Below are 17,787 nucleotides of genomic sequence, written 5' to 3'. Positions count from 1 at the left end.
GAAAGGCTCGCTCCTGACAGGATTTGCAATTCTTCGATGAAGCCTGTGTGCGGTCATGAGTCCACGAAAAGCTCTGATCGCTCGAGAGAGGGTCTACGCTCAAAGCTCCTGACTCGAAGCCATGACGATGCCCTGCAAGATATCGGATTCGCTCACGGTGAAACTGGTCTGACCAAGCACTTCGAGCACGCACTGTAAGATGAGCATGCCAGCCACTATCACGGGCGCGCGCTTGGGCTCCAGACCAACCACCTGCTTGCGCTCTTCTTCAGTGAGCGCCGCCAAACGCTGAAGCACCGAATCTAGCAGATCAGCCGAAACCACGGTCTTGTGAACGAGCGCGGAATCGTAGACCGCCATCTCTTCAGAGACCGAAACCACGCTGGTAGCCGTACCCGCTACCGCAACCATGCGCTGTAGTTCGCGCTGGGCAAGTTGCGGTTCGAGCACCGCTGCGAACGATTCGAGCAAATAAGCCCGTGCCTGGGCCAATTCATTGGCTGTTGGCGGGTCAGAGGGTAAGAACATCTCGGTTATGCGACGGCAACCTATATCGAAGGAATAGGCGAACTCAACACCAGCAAGCGCATTGCCGAAGATCACTTCGGTAGAACCGCCACCCACATCAACAACAGCTATCGCTTCGCCAGGAAATTCGGAAGACGCGCCCAAGAATGAAAGCTGCGCTTCACGCTGGCCAGGGATGATGTTCAGCTCCACGCCCACTTGCGCCAGCGCAGCAACCAGTTCATCTGAATTCTTCGCATCGCGTGCGGCACTGGTTGCCACCGCCACCAGCGGAAGCGCATCCAAACCATATTCATGCGCGATAGCATCGCACTGGGCGCGGTACCCTGCGATGCACTGCACCACGCGGTCGATCGCATCTTGGCGCAGCACTCCTGTTTGCGAAACGCCAATACCCAGGTTCGTGATGGTGCATTCGCGCACCAATTCACGTTCGATGCCGCTGGCTACTTCAGCAACGAAGAGCCTGCAGGTTACCGTACCAAGGTCGATGGCGGCAAGGATCATGGGGCTTGCGCTCCCTTCATGGACGAATCAGTGTGTACTTAGCCGTGCTTGCTCTTACTTTTAGTCTTGCTCAGCTTGAGCTTAGGGGCTTAGCTTGAACTTAGGGCTTGTTGTAGCCAAGCACCACGTCGAGCACAGGCGAATACCAGGTATCAGGAGTTGGCACCGCATTGGAAAGGTCTGAGGTGATCGAGCCTTTCTTGCTGGTGGCATCGCGCGGCTCAAGGCCTTCGACCGACACCACATGTTCGCCTGGTTTTACCCAGCCAAGCTCCTGATGAACGTACTCTTCCCTGCCCTCTTTGGTGTTGAGATACTCAACTTCCGACTTCAGGCTGGAATAGTAGTCGGCCACCACGGCATACTCGGCTTCGAGCTGCTGCTGCGCGCGGATCTCTTGGTAGTAGTTCGCCACGGGCTGGTAGAGCATGACCACTGCCAGCAGAAGCGTAGCGCACGTGATAAGAGCACGTGAAGAGAAGCGCGCCGAACGCGGATCGAAGATCGCGAACAATCCCGCCAAACGACCGAACAGACCGCCACGCTTCTTCGATGCTGCAGGACTCTGCATACGCGAAGAGCGTTTATGGGTCTTGCCCATCTGCATCTTGTAAAGGGCTGGTCTGCTTCCTTCCTCGGGCGCAGCTTTAGGGCCATCATCCTTACCGAAGGTACGGTTGAACTGACGCTCTGCTTTGGCCGAGCGCATGCGATGCGAAAGCGATTTCTTGTCTTTGGATTCTTCGGCGGACTGGCGAGAAGACTGAGAGCGCTGTGTATTGCTGGGGTTGGCTGTCACGTCTTCGCGCGATTCGCGCAGAGAATCCGCCGCAGAAGCGCTGCGCGCTGCATGCAAGGACGGATCAGTTGGAACAGAAGGGCGATCGCGATATGAGCGACGATATGAACCACTTCGGCTGGTCGCAGTGAACGACTGTTCGAAGGTTTCATCAAAAGTAAGACGTTCGGGCACAACGCGCGTACGCGTAGGCTGCGCAACATGAGAATCCGCAGGTGAACGGTGAGATTTTACGTTCGATCTGGTAGTGGATTTCGAAGAGACTTGGGGCTGCTTCGACGACACAGAGCCACGACGACGTGCTTCGTCAAAAGAAAGAATATTCCCGTGCCTAGCCACAGCTCAACCCCATGCATTGTAGTTCGTTTAAAGTGTGTTTAATGCAATACATGGCAAACTATATCATAGCCCGTAGGAAAAATAAACCCTCACGTGGGAAAACAAGAAAAGCCCCCGCGGACGGTACCGCAAGGGCTTTATACGTCGAAATTAGAAGGTGATCACCCGCTAGGCTCTGCCCTCTTTGTTAGGCTGCTGCCTGCACGCTGGAGCAGAGCTCACTCGTCGAGCAAAGCTTTACTCGTCCAGAGCAGCCGCGATCTCGTCGGTGATCTCCATGGTGTGATAGACGTTCTGCAGGTCTTCAAGTTCCTCCAGCTTGTCAATAAGACGCATGACCTTCTTCGCGTCGGTAACGGAAACCTGCGTAGGCGTGGTGGGCTCCATGATGAATTCAGCGCCCTTAGTGATAACACCCTGCTCCTCGATAGCCTTCTTAACAGCCATCAGATCGCTGGGTGCAGTGTAGACGATCCACTCTTCATCGGCATCTTCGTAATCATCGCCGCCCGCTTCAGCCACAACCATCATGAATTCGTCTTCATCTCCAGCAGCGCCGTTGGCGATCATGCCTTCCTTCTTGCCACCTTCGATCTCTTTCTCGATGAAGATCTGGCCCTTACGCTCGAACTGGAATGCAACGGAACCCGAAGTACCCAGGTTGCCGTTGGCGTGAGAGAACGCAGAGCGCACATCGGCTGCGGTACGGTTGCGATTGTCGGTAAGGGCTTCGCAATACACGGCAACGCCTGCCGGACCATAGCCTTCGTAGATGACCGATTCGTAGTTCGCAGCGTCCTTGCCCGTGCCGAACGCCTTGTCGATAGCGGTCTTGATCTTATCTTTAGGAAGCGAGTAGCTCTTCGCCTTATCGATAGCCGCAGCCAGCGACGCATTGTTGTCGGGGTTCGGGTCGCCGCCTTCCTTCGCTGCTACCGTGATGTTACGGGAGAGCTTGGAGAACAATGCCGAACGTTTAGCGTCCTGGGCAGCTTTACGATGCTTCGTAGTAGCCCATTTTGAGTGGCCTGACATACGCGCCTACCTTCCTATAGCGGGGTTAGATATCGTTTGGTTTCGAACAGTTAGTCTATCATACCACCAGCACGCAGGACCCACCGTGCGCAGCCTAGTCGGTCATAGAATCTATACCTTCCATGATCATGAACAGATTGGATCAGATCAACTTGACCCAGTGGCGAATCAACTCAAACTCGAAAACGCGCAACTCTTCCCCACGGAGGCGTAACCTTGTTATTACTAATGAGCCAAATTACTGGAATGTCCATTGAAACTTCTTCGGGCGGAAACGGAGCGTAACCATCGGTGAGGATGATGATGCAAACAGGTGGCTCGTCGGCCATCTTCTCTTCGACATATTCGAAGATAGGCAGAAAGCTTGTACCTCCTCCGCCTCGCGGCTGAATATGAGCCAAACCTTCAACATCGTCAAAGCGCACTGGCTCGACAACTTCAGCATCAAAGTACCCAAGCCAGCCTTCAAGCGAATCAGAGAATTGCTCGAGTGCGCCCTTCACTTCCGAGAACGCAACGGTCATCATCTCGTCCGTGATCGACCCTGAAGTGTCGACCATGAACAATACATTGCGCACCACTTCTTCTGCGCTATTAAAATCAGGCAAGAAGAAGGGAGTCTCCATCATCCTTCTGTCGGGCGGAGTGAAGGAATAGTCGTTCACATCAAACTGAATGAATTCGCTCAAGAGCACGCGCCAATCAGTCTGCGCCTGACGCAATTCTCCAAGACAACGTTCTACCAGCGCAGGCATCAATCCGCGACCAAGAGATTCTTCGCGTACACGAATGGCTTTTTCAGCATCAAGTATTCGCTTGATCCACACTTCTTGAGCTTGCTGCCTTTCCCCGCTACCAGAAGATCCCCAATGTGAATGGTCGTCCGAAAACCCTGACGAACCATTTTTATCCGTGTTGTTGTTTTGGTCCGAATCACCATGCCAGCCTTGGCTCTGACTTTGATCCTGGCCTTTGCTTGGATCTTGGCCTTGACCATCGTTCTTGTTGTCGCTTTGGTCCGACTCGCCTGAACAACCAAGTCCATTTTGACCGAATCCACCATCCTGCGGACTTCGCGGAAACATCTCATATACCTGCTCGGCGGTGTACTCATACCCCTCTTTACCATTCGGAGCCACATGCATCGACACCCCATGACCATGGAGGCTGATGCTCTCAAGGTCCAGACCGTTTTCGAGCAAGATATTCGAATTCACCACAATATCGCAGGCTATATTGAAAAGATCATGATCGGGAATCGATTCCGCGCGCCAGCAATGTTGCAAGACCACATGCATGATCTCGTGCAACATCACAAAATCTAGCTCGGAATCTGAAAGCTCCTGCAAGAAGTCTGCACCGAATACGATTCGCTCCCCATCGGTATAAGCAGTTGACGCGGCCTCATCTATCGCATAGCGCATATGCATGAGCAAAAGCCCGAAGAAAGGGTGGTCATTCAAAATGCGCATGCGCGAAAGTAAAAGCCGGCGTATGTATTCTTGTGTATCCGATTCGCTAAGAACCATTTAGGAGAACCCCTTTGGTCCTGAGCCATTGAGAAAACTCAGGGACCATGATCAGCTTTTCCCTATATCCCTCTTCAAGCGCCATGAAGTCTTTCATCAATATGGTCGAAAAATCAGGTGGCATCTTATCGGCATAGCGAATAGCGTTCGCCATCTTATCCAGGTCATCCTTCACCAAGCGCGCATGTTCGAGTATCGCAGATACAAGCGCATAGAGGGCATCGGTATTTGTGGGACAATCAGGATTCTTGCCATCAAAGATCTCATCAATAGAAGGAAGCGAATCGTAGACGCTATCCCAGCTTCTGAACTCAAGAGCAACACCTACTCCCACCAAGCCGGCAACAAGATTGAATGCGCGGTCAACGTCTCCATCGAATTGGTCGAGCACTTTGCTGACCATCTCCCATGATCGCGGCGTGGCAAAAGCCACATCACTGCTACCAGAGTCGAACAACATCAAATAGTCCTTGCGGAAGCTCAAAAAAGCAATGGCCTTACCATTGATCCCGGCCTTCACCGCCCAAGCGCGCCACGCCTCAAAGCTTTCTTCAACCTGGAAGTGCATCAGGCGGTTTGCAAGCGCTTTAGGCATTTTGAATGAAACAGATTTGTCAGTTGTCCGATTGCCTGCAGCAATTACGATGCAATTGTCGGGCAAGACATGCTCGCCTACAACGCGGTCGAGCGTTATCTGGTACGCTGCTGCCTGCACCGATTGAGGCGCAGCGGTTATCTCGTCCAAGAACAGCAAGTTCACCACGTCTTCGCCTGGGTCCATGTCGAATATCTGCGGGCGAAGCCAGACTGCAAGGGTCTTTTCCGCATTGGCAGTTGGAATACCGCGCAAGTCGATAGGATTGAACAGTAGCAGCCTTACATCGGTAACGCACGCCTTCTTGTCTGTCTCTTTCTCGATGCGTCTAGCAACTTGATCAATCGCCTGCGATTTACCAACACCTGGCGCTCCCCAAAGCATCACCGAAGGAAGCGTTTTGAACGGCGTCCCGCTCTGAAGAGCGGCAATATACAAGCCCGAAAGTTCGTCGATAACCTGCTCTACCGATACCGTAGGAATATTTGATAGCTTAACTTCGTTCATCAACCCTCGATCCCAAGCGCTTCATCCAAAGACCGAATCTTTGCCTTCAGCGATTCGATCTGGTCAGTATGGTCTTCTTCTTGCGCGATCTTCATCTTGAGCTCTTTTTCTTTCATATTGAGCGCTTCCAGCTTTTCAACTAGCTTATCGTGGTGATTCCCTAAGCGCTCCAAAAAGTTATCGATCCTTACCAAATAACCCTGAGGGCTTGTGCCCAATTTGACGCGGTAGCGGTTCTCTCCTCCAACATACACGAATGCATCGTTTGGAGAGATGTTCGCTGGCACGGCAATATTGAACCCCCGATAAGATGGCAGCTGCTTTTCGTGCTGAGCTAATGCTTGATCCTTCACAGATTGATAGAGCAGATCACGATAAGCTGCGCGAGCTTCCTTCTGCTTCTTAGTGGCGTTATCCCGAAATTCCTCAGGATGACTATCTTTCCAGACTTGATAGCCATCACGGTCCATCGCGCATCGTTCTATGCTTCGCTTCAAACGAGCGCGTCTATCAGGAACGCTCTGCAATTCAGCCTGATATGACCCGATCATGGTCTTCTGTTTTCTTTGAAGCATCGAAAGCCGCGAAAGTTCATTTACCGCCTCAACGCGCTGCTTGATGCGCTCATCGCCAATAGCAATAGCTTTGACCTCGGCATAATCAAGCACCGAATCATCGATCTCTCCCATAGTTCTGTTCTCAAGAGAGCCAGCAAGCAATTCGCCGATGAAGCTCTGTTTCGTTTCCAAGAGCTGCCAGGAATAGGCGTCAAAACTCCCCTCGGTGATATAGCGAAAGATCTTGACCTTGTCGTTCACATTACCTGGACGCAACATCCTGCCTTCACGCTGTTTCATGTCGGCGGGGCGCCACGGAACATCAAGATGATGAAGCGCAACTAGCTTGTCTTGAATATTCACGCCAATGCCAACCTTGAAGGTGCTTCCGATCAATACGCGCTTTTCGCCCTTCCGCATCTGTTTAAAAAGCACCGACCGTGCAGCAGGCGCATCGAAATCATGTATGAATGCAATCTCTTCTTCGCGCACGCCCAGCTGCACCAACAAAGATCTAAGCTCGCAATAGACGTTGAATTCCTTCTTCGGAGTAGAAACATCGCAGAATATCAGCTGAGTGGAACGATCTTCTTCAGTTGCAAAATAGATGTCCGCAACGCTTTCAGCACATGCAAGCACCTTTAGCTTCCCATCCGCAGAAACCGAAGGTTCAACCAGGCGAATATCCAACGCAGCCATTCGGCCGTCTGTTGTTACCTTGAGCATATTGTCCTGGGTTCGCTGCACCGCATTGCAGCGTATAGCGTCAGTTCTTTTCGAGATGCTCTGTAAGTAGCGTTCGAATTCTTCTGATTTCTCCACCACTATATCCTCGCGATCCACCTCGGAAGGCACACCAGCAAGATCATCCACAAGGTAGAAATCGGCTATCGAAGACATGAGCGTAGTAAGCTCTGGCAGATTATGGAATTTTGAAAGCCTTGTCACCATCCTGAACGAAGAGGTATCCACGTCTATCTCAAACTCCGTAGAGGGCTCTGCGAACATGCGCACCCAGTCGTCAAATGACTGCAGATCCACCATGGCAAGCTCGCCGTTTTGGAGGTATTTCTGCATGATGAAGGCGTCCGTGATGGAATTCGAAATGGGTGTGCCCGTAGCGAACACTACTCCCCCGCCACCATTCTGGCGCTGGACGAAACGCACTTTATTCATCATGTCCTGACAGCGGCGCGATCCTCTTGAATTGATTCCCAGACAACCTTGCATCTTCGTTTCGATGGGAACATTCTTGAAGTTATGGGCTTCATCAACAAATAAGCGTGTGATGCCCAGATTGTCAAACCAGATGATCTCCTCTTGCTGCTGCGAAATTGCTTCACACAACTCATCTATTTGCTCGCGCATCTTAGAAGTCTTACGAGATAGATTCTTTGTATTTGAATTTGAAGCGCTTTCCAAGATGTCCGTTATCTCGTTCAAGTCTCGCTCAAGCGCTGCAAGCTTGCTGGTTTCAGATAGGGGTATCGCTTCGAAGCACGAATACGGCATGACTATCGCGTCAAAGTTACCATCACGAATAGTAGCGAGCACCTCTTGTCGCTTCGCTGGCGTGAAGTCTTTGGGCAAGATCGAAAGCACACGTGATGAAGGATATATTTTCGCGAACATCGTGCTCCACTGCGTAACAATACTATTCGGCACCACGTACAGATTCTTTTCAGATATGCCCATACGCTTCAGTTCCATGCCAGCAGCAATCATCATATAGGTCTTACCGGCACCAACGTCATGAGCCAAAAGCGTGTTCGGCATCATGATCATGCGGGCGACCGCATCCTTTTGGTAGGGATACAGGAAAACATCTGGGTCCATTTCGGGAAACCGAAGAAAAGACCCGTCGAATTTCCGTTGCTTCACGCAACCGAAGTTACGCTGATAGATATCCTGGAGGCGCTTGCTTCGAGCAGGATCGCTCCAGATCCAACTATCGAATTCAGCGCGTATTCGCTTTTGTTGCTCAAGAGCAGCAAGCGTCTCTTCTTCGTTAACAACGCGCGTCTCTTTCCCTTCAGCGCCCTTTACTAAAGAATCCGTGATCTTGACCGAACGAGAATTAAGTGTTTTTTCAAGCAAACTAAGCGCGGTAATGCGACTGGTTCCGAAAGCATTATGTCCCGAAATGAAACTGCTGCCACGATAAGGCAACTCCCAGCTCCCTGTTATAGGATCATGTCGCGTGCCCTCTATCACTGGCCATCCGTCTAGGCCAACGATATGGTTCGCAAACGCATCAATGACATCAGTAGGAACCCAAGGAGACCCCAACGTGACATATATCTGGTCCGTTGTGAGCAACTGCGGAAGCGCGGCGTCGATCTCAGCGATATTGTCACGAAAGTAGCCATCGTATTCTTCATTGAGCTTTGAAGCTATCTCTCGCTTTCTCAAGAGATTGCCTGAAAGATACTGTTCCTTGGTTTCCCATCCTTTATACCAGCATGCTTCCCAAGTTTCCGGATTCTGAAAGATGGAACCCTTAAGGTCCAAGATCACCGAGCGCATATCAGAATTGGAGATCTGCGCCATATACTCGATATCCACACGGCCCAAATGAGCCAGGCTTAGAACAAGTGCGTCCGCATGACTTTCGGCGTGAACATCTTTTGCGCGAGCGTCCCCATTGAAGACATTCTCCCAATCAAGAGGAAGATCCATCTTGGTAACACGGTCAACTTCTTCCTGATGGGCTTCACGAGCTTTTTTCTCTTGCTCTGCGCGCTCTTTATCTTTGGCTTCGGCTTTGAGCTTCTCCTGCTTGACCCTGTCGATCACTCGATCGATCCCAGCAGATGAGGCACCGTCTTCAGGACGCGCGGCTGAAAGCAGATCCAGCATCCTGTCAAATACATTCCGTTCTGGCTCTTTCGAAGACTCCTCTGAAGATTCATTATCTGAAGATTCATCAAAAAGAGACTCATCTGAAGAGGCATTGCCATAGAGCTGATCGTCAAAATAGAATATATCTTTTACCAGGCCCATGACCGCCTCCTTTCAGAATCAGACCCCATCCAGCAGGAGCAATGCTTAAGATTGTTTACTGATGCTCAGCAATAAATGCTTGCCTCAGTAATACATACACGCTAAATTCAAGGGACCTTACTATATCCGAACACCTGTTCGATTTCAAGCAAACAGGTGCGAAACTACACGTTCGACCATTCTCTCAAGAACGATTTTTGCATGAGGGACATTTTCGGGACACCCCTTTACGAGCAAAAAGAATACTATGCTCTATGGGTTGAAAATAACGCATCGCGGGATTCCTTTCCCTATCACCCGGGTCTTCACGGATCCAGGTGCGTCATATCGATCGTTCGCTCCTCATTCCCTATTCGAACGAATGATGCTTGGTCATGGTATCTCCTTTCTATTCTTGACACTCCCCCGCGATGCACCCGACCCGACACTAAAATTTTTGATACACTGTAATCAGGTGAAACAAGATCTTGGAGTTGCACTTTTATGTGGACCGGAATCACTCCATACCAGCTGAACAACACCCCTCTTTATAAGGGTTATCTTGCTGTGCCTAAAGGCTTTGGAATGAGCACCCCCCCCCGCCGCATTTTTTGCGACTGCTCTAAGCTAGCCAGCTCTGCTTCATTTCACAATTCCACTACCTTCTCTTATCTACCTGTAGCCAAAGCGAACGCTGTGGGGGTCAACTAACATGGCCACCATCAACGTTGATGCTTTACGTGCTTATATGCAGGACTATCTAGGCACTGCCGCATTCAACGGCTTCCCTGCAGCCATGCTCGACTTGTTCGATGTCGAATCTGCCACAGGCGAAGAGCTCTGCAAAAGGGCAGAGGATTTAGGCATCGATCTTCTGCCTTTTGTAGTAGACCCCAACAACAATGGCGGTAGCGCATGGTAGCTACCAATATCCCCTCGTTCACCCAGCGCACGGGCGGATCGCTCACGCGCGAAAAATTCCTGCTTCCTGAAATTCGCATCATAGCGAAGCTCCGCCTTGAAGGTGAAGCTGATGAAACGATCATCGATCGCGCCCAGAGCGAGAACATCTTTCAATACCCCACCGACAAAGAGATAAAGAGCATCGCCCGTGCCTGCCTTGCACGTCTTGATGCGCTGCAAAGCAAAAGACTTACTGAGCTGGTTGCAAACGGAACTCCAACCCAGGCCAAGCAAACGAACATATACGCCATGATGAAGCTCTATAACGTCATGGACGAATTCATGACCACCGAAATTGGCGAGCGCTATGAAACTCTTAACTACTTCTTTTCGCCCATGGACATGAATGCCTTCATGACTCGCTACCAAGCCGAACACGACTTCGCCGCCGCCTGGAGCGATGCCACCGTAAAGCGCATCAAGAGCACGCTGATGAATTGCCTTGAACACGGTGAATTCATTCAAAAGAGCACCGACACCCTTCTACCAGTACTGCTCGATTTCGAGATAGAAGAAACGCTACGCCAGCTGGGCGACACACGCGCCCTTGTTGCTTTCAACTGCATAGGAGGTTTCTAGGCCGCCATGAATACGAATTCAATCAAGGCTTTACAGGAACTTCAAGACCGTGTTACCGTGCTGCGCACGCGCCTTGAAGACGAAAGCTTCCTGAAGAATGCCGGGCTTGGCAATGAAGTGGGCATCTACATTCTGTGCTTCGACCCAACCCTTCAGCTGGAAGCCCAAGAATGCGCGAGCAAGCTAGTACGCGATTCAGAACAAGGCCGCCTTCCTTGCTCTATAACCGAATGCAATCTTTACGACACCATGCTTCAGATCTGCGAGAAGAAGCACATCCTTGATCGTATCCCTGAACAAGAAGCAAAGCGCGGCACTGACGCACTACTGAAGCAGCTGCAAAAGATCACTTCTCCTGAAGCCTTCGCCAATGAGATCACAAGCGGTCTTTCTGGAGAAAACGATGTGCTCTTCATAACAGGCGTGGCAGACGTTTATCCCGTAATAAGGGTCCACGTTTTGCTCGACAACCTACAACCCCTTATTGGTGAAACACCAGTAGTGGTCTGGTACCCAGGCGAATATTCCGGCAATGCGCTTTCCCTGTTCGGAACCCTAGAAGATGGCAACTACTACCGAGCTTTCAACCTGCTCTGACCAAACCCGTAAGCAAGAAAACAACCCAAGAAAGACTAAAAGGCTGGTGAACTCTTGAAGATCCAAGACATATTCTCTAAAGACATCAATCGCTCCATCAATGGCGTTATCAAAGTTGCTCAAGACGACGATGCGCTCATCCAACAGGAGCTTTCGGAATACGTGGTAACCAAAGAACTCTCGCGCCATTTCGCAGACTTCTTCGAAAACTACGACCGCGCACTGGATGTTCCCACCGACAAGATGGGCGTTTGGATCACCGGCTTCTTTGGCAGCGGTAAATCCCACTTCCTGAAAATGCTCTCTTACCTGCTTTCCAATAAGACCGTTGGAGGCAACGCAGCAATCGACTATTTCGATGGCAAGATCGAAGACCCCATGGTCTACGCCAAGGTAAAGCGCGCTGCGTCCGTTCCCACTGAAGCAATCCTCTTCAATATCGACAGCAAGGCAGGCCAGTGGAAAGAAGGCGACACTGCAAAGACTGCACTTCTTCGCGGCTTTGCGCGCGTATTTTACGAACACCAGGGCTTCTACGGTCTCGATTTCAAACTCGCACGGCTAGAAGCATTCGTTGATTCCAAGGGCAAGACCGAAGAATTCCGCGAGGCATTTTCGCGCATCAACGGTGGCAACTGGATCGAAGACCGCGAGTCCTACACCTTCTATGAAGATGACATTGTTGAAGTGCTGGGCGAAGTGCTGGGTATGAGCGAAGAATCCGCCCGTCGCTTCTTCGATAACACCAACGATGAAGCCATCGCACCCGACAAGCTGGCTGAAGAGATCAAGGCTTACGTAGACCGCAAGTCTGAAGAGAACGGTGGCAACTTCCGCCTGCTGTTCTGCGTTGACGAAGTAGGTCAGTTCATCGGTGACGACACGAATTTGATGCTGAACTTACAAACCCTTACCGAAGAGCTGGGCGCCAAATGTGAAGGTAAAGTTTGGATCATGGTAACCAGCCAGGAAGCGCTAGATAAGGTCATCAAGGTTGAAGGTGACGACTTCTCGAAGATCCAAGGCCGCTTCAACACGCGCCTTACCCTAAGCTCCAGTTCGGTTGACGAAGTTATCAAGAAGCGCATCTTAGACAAAACGCCTGAGGCTAACATCGTGCTGCAAGATGAATTCGAGAAGAGCAGTTCGGTTTTGAAGAACCTGTTCGCCTTCGAAGATTCTCAGAGCGACCTGATCGGCTATGCCAGTGTTCAAGACTTCCAAGAAAGCTATCCCTTCGTAGGCTACCAATTCAAACTGCTGCCCAAGGTATTTAGCGAGATCCGTCGCCACGGCAACGCGGGCAAACACCTGGCAAGCGGCGAGCGCAGCATGCTCTCGGGCTTCCAGGAATCGGCTCAGCGCGTGGAAAACGAGGACAGCAAAGCACTGGTTCCCTTCTGGTCGTTCTATGACACACTGGCGAAATCGCTCGACCACGAGATTCGCCAAGTAATCGACCGCGCCACTACTGCATCAGAATCGAACCAAGGCTTGCAGCCCCAAGATATCGAAGTACTGAAAACGCTCTACCTTATCCACTACATCAAGGACGTTTCACCAACACTGGGCAACATCACTATCCTTATGGTGGACAACATTGATGCCGACAAGATTGCCATCCGCAATAGCGTGAAGGAATCGCTCGACCGTTTGGTGCGCGAAAACTACGTTGCCCGCCATGGCGACACCTACGCTTTCCTTACAGACGAAGAACAGGATGTTGAACGCGAGATAAAGAGCACATCCATCGACTCTGCGCTGGTTATCGACCAGATCAAGAAGATCATCTTCGATGGCATCTATCCCAGCAAGAAATATAGCCTGGGCACCAATGCGTTCGTGTTCGATGCCTATGTGGACGACTCCCTGCACGGGCAAGCACAGAACGGCATGAAGCTTGACATCGTTACCAATGCCAACCAGCTTGCCAAAGCAAGTGAGGCAGAGCTCGCGCTGAAGTCGACCGACAAAGCCTTGATGGTATTGCGCACCAACGAAGACTATTACGAAGTGCTTGCCAACGCCGCCCGCATCAACAAATACGTTAAGACCCAAAACATTGCTCAGCTACCCGATACCAAACAGAACATCATCCGCTCGAAACAAAAAGAAGCTGCTAGCGCCGCTAAAGAAGCCCAAGCCATCCTCGACTCAGCGCTGGCAAACGCAGATGTGTTCATCGACGGCCAGGCGGTGCAACTGCGAGGCGCCCGCGCCACTGAAAAGATCGACCAGGTGCTGAAAGAGCTTACTGGTGTGGTCTACACCAAAGCCGATTATGTGGGCGCTTCGGTCGAAGGCGCCGCAGACATCAAGCAGATCTTGCTAGGAACCTACCAGGAACCCCTGGCAGGAGCAAATGACCGTGCGCTAGATGAAATAGGCAAGCTGCTCGATGCCAACGAATACACCCACCAAGCAACTTCATTGGGGGACATTCAGCGCATCTATCAGCAACAGCCTTTCGGTTGGAAAGAAGCGGATATCTCTGCCCTTTTGGCAACCCTGCTTATGAGCAAAGCCGCCCAGCTCGAAGAAGGTGGCGTCGTTATCCAACCAACAGACCCACGCGCGCTAACCGCTTTGACCAACCGAAAGGAATGGGACAAGGTTCAGATTAGAAAGCGCACTGGCGTAAGCGAAGAGCTCCTCTCCCCTGCACGCCGTCTGTTGAAAGAATTCACAGGCCAAAACATCGTTACCGAAGACGAAGACGATTTCATTCAGGCAGTCATCAACGCGCTCGAAAATGCTCAACAGGAAACCACCGAGCTTTTGAAGACGGAATACACCAAGCGCGACTACCCAGGGCGAACCGCCGTGGTCGAAGGCCAGGGGCTAACCACCCGCATCCTGGAGAACAAAGCGGACCCTCAAGCCCTGCTGCGCGCTTTCAATGCCGCCAAGGACGAACTGCTCGACTTCGCAGAAGACTTCGAACCCATCCAAGGATTCTTCCCGAACCAACAGCAGATCTTCGATGAAGCGAGCGACCTTCTTGCAACCATGGAAGTGGAGCGTGCTTATCTATCAGCCCATGAATCCGCGCTTGATGCCCTCGATCAAATCGCCAACGTTGTAGCCATGGATTCTCCCTTTAGGTTGATCCCTTCGCTGCGTGAGCACATCAACAACGCAAGCGCTGCCCATCAAGGTGAACTTCAAACCAAGAAGAATGACCTGCTGGACCATATCGCCAGCACCCAGGAAGCCATTGAAACTCACGCATCCAATCGCAAGACCGAAAACTCTGCAACCGCTGTAGGTGCCGTTGTTTCCAAGAGCAACGACACGCTTACCAAGAAACGCGAGCAGGTTAATGCCGCAGCCACCATCGTGGAGACCGAAGCGCTGCGCAACCAGATCAACGCTCACCGAGACAACACCATCGAGGCTATTGACGAAGCGGTCGAAAGCGCAAACAGGCCACCCAAACCAGTAATCCCACAGGAAAAACCAGGATCAAGCACGGTAGCAACACCCCCTACGCCTTCCGCGCCTCCTGCACCGAAAACCAAGGTGCTTCAGCGCGCAGACGTATGCCCTGCCACCAAGCTCTCCACTCCTGACCAAGTCGATGCCTACGTTGAAGCCATTAAGGAAAAGCTGTTGGCCGCCATTGACGAATGTGGGTCAGTCCGACTCAAAGGCTAATTCCAAAAGTCTTATCCTGAAAGGTTGAACCAAATCCCATGAACGATACCGCCATCAAGAACTTCTGTATCGATGCCAGGCGCGAGCTTATCGAACAAGTGCGCTTGCAACTTGCTGAATGGTGCATCACTGAAGATGCTGATCCCAAAGATCAGGTGCTCCCCACCAAGAGCCAGCCTCTAACCGAAGAAGAGGTAGCTCAGCGCGCGGAGCTTATTAGGGAACTGCAGCGCTTGGATGAAGAGCAGCTAGTGGAGCAAGCGGCTTTCACGTGGTTCAACCGCATGATGGCGATTCGCTACATGGAAGTGAATGATTACCTCCCCTTCCACTGCCGTGTGCTTTCTTCAGCTGACAATAGCTTCGACCCGCAGATCATCAAAGAAGCCACCAGTGTAGATATCGACGGTATTGATCGCGCTCGTGTTTATCAGCTGATCCAAGCCCACGATGACGAAGCACTTTTCCGTTATCTGTTCTTAGCGGTCTGCAACGAGCTTTCTACCTACATGCCTCAGGTGTTCGAGCATCTAGGTTCTTATCAGGAGTTGCTCCTGCCCAAGGGGCTGCTGCGCAACGGAAGCGTCCCTTGCAAGATGGTCGAAGATATCCCTGAAGAAGACTGGCACAAAGGGGTCGAGATCGTAGGCTGGATGTATCAGTTCTACAACTCTGAACGCAAAGATGAAGTGTTCGCTAGTTTCAAGAAAGGTAAGAAGGCCCAGACCAACGACATTGCTCCTGCTACCCAGTTATTCACCCCAAAGTGGATCGTGCAGTACTTGGTGCAGAATTCCTTGGGGCGCCTATGGATGCAGTCGCATCCAAGTTCAAGCCTTGCCGCAGAGATGGAGTATTTCGTCCCTGACGATCTGGGGCTCGATGCAGAAGAAGCTGCAAAGCTTCAGGTTTCCGCAAATGAGAGCATCCAAGTTTCTTCCCCTGAAGAGATCACGGTTTGTGACCCAGCTTGTGGTTCGGGTCATATCCTTGTGACCGCATTCGACCTACTTGCCAAGATGTACGTGGAATCAGGCTATACCCGCCGCGATATCCCCCGCTTGATCCTTGAGAAGAATCTCTCTGGCTTAGAGATCGATGCTCGTGCGAGCCAGATGGCTATCTTCTGCCTGACCATGAAAGGCCTTGAATATGATGGCCGCTTCCTTGCCAGAGGAGTTCAGCCCAAAATCACCTTGATCGAATCGATCCCCTTCACTGAAGAAGAAATCGTCACAGCTCCAATCCTGCAAGACGCGCCTAAGCTCATCGACACGCTCACCCATCTCTCAGAGTGCGGCAGCCTGTTCGACCCTACCGAAGCAGACCTCCATACTCTAAAGGATTGCAAAGCAGCACTCTCTCCCACGAACATCTTCGCAGGATCGCTTTCTGAGAAGCTCGACAAAGCCATCGATATCTGCGAGACCCTAGCTCAGAAATTCGACGTTGTCGTAGCCAACCCGCCCTACATGGGCTCTTCCAACATGGACAAGTGGCTCGCCAGTTGGACGAAGAAAAATTATCCAGATTCAAAGCGAGACCTGTGTACGTGCTTCATCGAGCGAGGATTTACCCTTACTCGTACCGATGGGTACTCCGCTATGATTGCCATGCAAAGCTGGATGTTCCTGGGCAGTTTCGAGGGCCTACGCAAGAAGATACTCGATAAGCGCAGCATCGCATCTATGGCCCATTTTGGCCCTCGCGCTTTTGACGCCATTGGCGGAGAAGTCGTATCAACCACGGCTTCTATTCTTCAAAACAGTACTGCAGACAATAAGGCAAGCTATGTTCGTTTGGTTGATTACGACAGCGAAAAAACAAAGCAAGAAGCGCTGAAGCAAGCAATCCAGAACCCAGACTGCGGCTGGTTCTACCGCCGAAACGCCGATGCCTTCTCCGCCATCCCCGGTTTCCCCATCGTATACTGGGCAAGCGCGGCTGTACGGAAAGCGTTTGAGGTTGGCTTAAGTTTACAAGCGATTGCGCGCCCACATGTCGGACTTCAAACTGGAGATAATGAACGATTCTTGCGTTTTTGGTGGGAAGTTGCCCTCTCTAATTCAAAATATGACTGCGAATCGCTTGCAGATTCAATCGACTCAAGGCGTCAATGGTTCCCTTACAACAAGGGTGGCGATTATCGAAAATGGTATGGGAACAATGAATGGTTGGTAAACTATCGAAATAACGGTTCGGATATTTTCTCCGATGAAAACTCCTCGCATCATCATGTTCAACCCATTTCTCCTGGTCATGAATTTAAGCCATCAGTAACATGGTCGAAAATATCCAGTGGGAATATCGCCTTTAGATATAAACCCTTTGGTCACCTATTTGACATTGCTGGAACAAGTTTGTTTGCAGGCGAAAGCGAGCTTTTCTATCTTCAAGGGGCCTGCAATTCATCTGTGCTGCTAGACATTGCAAGTATGCTCTCTCCAACACTTAATTTTGAAGTTGGACAAATCGCTACTTACCCAATTATTGAGGACAAAGAACAGGCACCACGAATTCGAACTCTCGTTGGCGATGAGAGAAATCTATCAAAAGATGATTACGACTCTTTTGAAACTTCCTGGGATTTCAAACGTCATCCGATGGTGTAGG

General features: G+C 51.1%; 11 protein-coding genes. 5 read left to right on the top strand and 6 right to left on the bottom strand.

The window, feature by feature from the left end:
* Positions 1 to 99: 99 nt before the first annotated feature.
* From NFR25_RS06515 to NFR25_RS06490, 6 genes are all read right to left on the bottom strand, one after another.
* Positions 100 to 1,035 (bottom strand): Ppx/GppA phosphatase family protein, encoded by a 936-nt coding sequence (locus NFR25_RS06515; RefSeq protein ID WP_251198440.1) that lies wholly within the window; start codon positions 1,033 to 1,035, stop codon positions 100 to 102.
* 100 nt (positions 1,036 to 1,135) lie between these two features.
* Positions 1,136 to 2,173, bottom strand: coding sequence for an FtsB family cell division protein (locus NFR25_RS06510; RefSeq protein ID WP_251198439.1), 1,038 nt, complete (start codon positions 2,171 to 2,173; stop codon positions 1,136 to 1,138).
* A gap of 237 nt (positions 2,174 to 2,410) precedes the next feature.
* A complete protein-coding gene (locus NFR25_RS06505) occupies positions 2,411 to 3,208 on the bottom strand; it encodes a YebC/PmpR family DNA-binding transcriptional regulator (protein ID WP_251198438.1) in 798 nt (265 codons plus the stop codon).
* Between the two features lie 173 nt (positions 3,209 to 3,381).
* Positions 3,382 to 4,737: a vWA domain-containing protein gene (locus tag NFR25_RS06500; protein WP_251198437.1), complete on the bottom strand. Its 1,356-nt coding sequence runs from the start codon at positions 4,735 to 4,737 to the stop codon at positions 3,382 to 3,384.
* A complete protein-coding gene (locus NFR25_RS06495) occupies positions 4,727 to 5,839 on the bottom strand; it encodes an ATP-binding protein (RefSeq protein WP_251198436.1) in 1,113 nt (370 codons plus the stop codon). The genes NFR25_RS06500 and NFR25_RS06495 overlap by 11 nt, the downstream gene beginning before the upstream one ends.
* Positions 5,839 to 9,399, bottom strand: a complete 3,561-nt coding sequence (locus tag NFR25_RS06490; RefSeq protein ID WP_251198435.1) for an SNF2-related protein — start codon at positions 9,397 to 9,399, stop codon at positions 5,839 to 5,841. The genes NFR25_RS06495 and NFR25_RS06490 overlap by 1 nt, the downstream gene beginning before the upstream one ends.
* A 691-nt stretch (positions 9,400 to 10,090) precedes the next feature.
* On the opposite strand from NFR25_RS06490, the gene NFR25_RS06485 reads away from it, so the two are divergent.
* From NFR25_RS06485 to pglX, 5 genes are read left to right on the top strand one after another with little or no spacing between them, the layout of a single operon-like run.
* Entirely contained in the window at positions 10,091 to 10,300 is a 210-nt protein-coding gene (locus NFR25_RS06485; RefSeq protein WP_251198434.1) for a hypothetical protein, read from the top strand.
* On the top strand, positions 10,294 to 10,920 hold the full coding sequence (locus tag NFR25_RS06480; RefSeq protein WP_251198433.1) for a DUF1819 family protein: 627 nt from the start codon (positions 10,294 to 10,296) through the stop codon (positions 10,918 to 10,920). The genes NFR25_RS06485 and NFR25_RS06480 overlap by 7 nt, the downstream gene beginning before the upstream one ends.
* Positions 10,921 to 10,926: 6 nt before the next feature.
* Positions 10,927 to 11,517 (top strand): DUF1788 domain-containing protein, encoded by a 591-nt coding sequence (locus NFR25_RS06475; protein WP_251198432.1) that lies wholly within the window; start codon positions 10,927 to 10,929, stop codon positions 11,515 to 11,517.
* A gap of 54 nt (positions 11,518 to 11,571) precedes the next feature.
* Positions 11,572 to 15,174, top strand: coding sequence for a BREX system P-loop protein BrxC (gene brxC / locus NFR25_RS06470; protein ID WP_251198431.1), 3,603 nt, complete (start codon positions 11,572 to 11,574; stop codon positions 15,172 to 15,174).
* Between the two features lie 38 nt (positions 15,175 to 15,212).
* Positions 15,213 to 17,786, top strand: coding sequence for a BREX-1 system adenine-specific DNA-methyltransferase PglX (gene pglX / locus NFR25_RS06465; RefSeq protein WP_251198430.1), 2,574 nt, complete (start codon positions 15,213 to 15,215; stop codon positions 17,784 to 17,786).
* The last annotated feature ends 1 nt before the right edge of the window (position 17,787 follow it).

The sequence above is a fragment of the Anaerotardibacter muris genome (genome assembly GCF_943192915.1).
In the GTDB taxonomy this organism is placed as follows: domain Bacteria; phylum Actinomycetota; class Coriobacteriia; order Coriobacteriales; family Eggerthellaceae; genus Anaerotardibacter; species Anaerotardibacter muris.
The sequence above is the reverse complement of the archived record's forward strand: the minus strand, read 5'-3'. Positions and strand labels throughout refer to the sequence as shown.